We start from the raw sequence: 2,071 nt of genomic DNA, 5'->3' as shown, positions 1-2,071 counted from the left end.
CCTAGTTACTGCCCATGCCGGGCGCACCCAATTAACAAAACAATGATCATCATTGTTTTGTTAAAACCACCTAATTTATTATCAGCAGTTTTTGACAAAAGATATTCCTTCTTTCAAATTTTTATCATACAAATAAAGTCAAACAAAGACCTAGATAGGCTGATCTATATTTGACCGTTAAATTGGATAATGACCAATATAAATTATTTTTCTTTTTTGTCAACTATTTGACATTGTTTATCAAATAGTTGATACGTTTACATTTTTATGGTATGAATATAGTGTAGAGTTTTAATGCAGCTAATAAATACTTCATATAGGAGAGTTTTAATGGATAAACTTCAAGATTTTTCAGATTGGATGCACGACATAATCAAACCTGATAACATACTGCTCAGCATTAGAGATGCTGCCAGAGCAAGTAATGTGACCGACGCTCAAGTTCGCTATTGGATCAAAAATGGTTATCTAAGAACTGTTAAAGCAGATAATGGTGCAATTAAGCTGCCTTACAATCAAATTGCCAGTATTCGTATGATCAAGTTTTTCCTTGATAATGGCTACACTTTAAGCGGCGCGGCGAAAAAAACACAAGAAAACAAAGACATTGTACGATCAATACGTCATTTAGTATTTTCAAGCATTCATAACATCGGGAAACAAGGAAATAAAACAATTTTTGACCTAGGTCCTATCGACAAGGACCCAGAAAAACACATTTTTGGAATTGAGACCCCTGAAAAAATCACTTATATTATTAATTAATGACGCTAACATGCACAAGGCAGCAAAAGCTTCCTTGTGTATTTTTAACTAATTACTTTTACAGCAGGGTAAATTTCTTTTTTCGACCCAATGATCACGGTAAAATCGTCAAAAAAATGAACGACCACTCTGCTTTAGCAGTTGCCGTTCAAATCAATACATATTCCCTATTAATTATTATTCAGTAATTTATCCAGATATTGCAAGACACCTTGTTCGTTATTAGTTCCGGTTTGATGCTGGGCTATTTTTTGGACTTCAGGTGCACAGTTAGCCATCGCTACACCGTCACCGACAGCTTCTAGCATTTCCAAATCATTACCGCCATCACCAAAAGCACACATTTGAGACAGTGGGATCCCTAATCTTTGGCTTAAATGCCTTAATCCACTAGCCTTGTGCACTCCGGGTTGAATAATATCAAAATTACCATGACCGCTGGTTGTGATCTCCGCCATGCCCCATAACTGTTCTTGCAACTTTTGCATAAAACTCATCGTATCTTGAGTTGTATAGTTAAATGAGTACTTAGTACTTTCATCTATTATTTCTGCAAAGGAATCCACAATTTGCAATTTCCTATTATAAAAATGTGCCTCTTTCTTAAATTCCTCGCTGCTATCTTCCAGAATATAAGCACTTTTAAAACCACTCACTACTAACTCGTCAAACAGACCTGGATAGGTATTAAGTTGACCCAAAATTTTCTTTGCCTGTTTAGGGTCAAAACGAGAGCCAAAATACACAGTGGTAAGGTCACGAATATAAGCCCCGTTATCCGCAATATAAATAATATCGGGAAAATCAGCAAAAAAAGTACACAGCTGATAATACTGATTCCCACTAGCAACCACGAACTGAATTTTTCTTTCCTGCATTTTACGATATAGAGCAGCAAAATGCTGACGATCATAGTCTTTTTGGTCATTCAAAAATGTTCCATCCATATCAACAGCAATTAATTTACACTGGTTTAACATTCTTTTTCCTCCACAATTATCAAGCGTTTACAATTAAAGTAACATAAGCACATTAAAAATGATACTTATATTGCTTTCACATAAGCAGCCTAACTATCGCCCTTTTCAAATCATACTTATGATTGAAAAAATTTTTTTCTTTCGTTATAATATTTTTTATCCTTTATTAAAAAATGTTTTCTGGTGATGACGTTCACCAGTCCAAAAATCCGTGCTCCCACGTAATGACGTCTAAGTGAATTTTTTACGTAGGAGTGCGGATTTTTATTTTGTTGCGTCGTTTGTAAAATTAAGTTAGAAACCTGAATTATTCATACTTTTCCCTT

Annotated in this window: 2 protein-coding genes and 1 riboswitch; of the genes, one reads left to right on the top strand and one right to left on the bottom strand. The window is 34.7% G+C overall.

The window, feature by feature from the left end:
- The first annotated feature begins 330 nt into the window (after positions 1 to 330).
- Positions 331 to 765, top strand: a complete 435-nt coding sequence (locus FC65_RS10360) for a MerR family transcriptional regulator (protein WP_056972644.1) — start codon at positions 331 to 333, stop codon at positions 763 to 765.
- A gap of 170 nt (positions 766 to 935) precedes the next feature.
- On the opposite strand, the gene FC65_RS10355 is transcribed toward FC65_RS10360, so the two are convergent.
- Positions 936 to 1,745 carry a Cof-type HAD-IIB family hydrolase gene (locus tag FC65_RS10355; RefSeq protein ID WP_056972642.1) on the bottom strand — a complete coding sequence of 270 codons (810 nt, stop codon included), beginning with the start codon at positions 1,743 to 1,745 and terminating at the stop codon, positions 936 to 938.
- A gap of 173 nt (positions 1,746 to 1,918) precedes the next feature.
- Positions 1,919 to 1,986: riboswitch (Fluoride riboswitch) on the top strand.
- Positions 1,987 to 2,071 lie beyond the last annotated feature (85 nt).

The organism is Ligilactobacillus acidipiscis DSM 15836 (assembly GCF_001435755.1).
GTDB lineage: Bacteria > Bacillota > Bacilli > Lactobacillales > Lactobacillaceae > Ligilactobacillus > Ligilactobacillus acidipiscis.
Note: the sequence above shows the minus strand (reverse complement) of the source record. Positions and strands in the feature narration are given on the sequence as shown.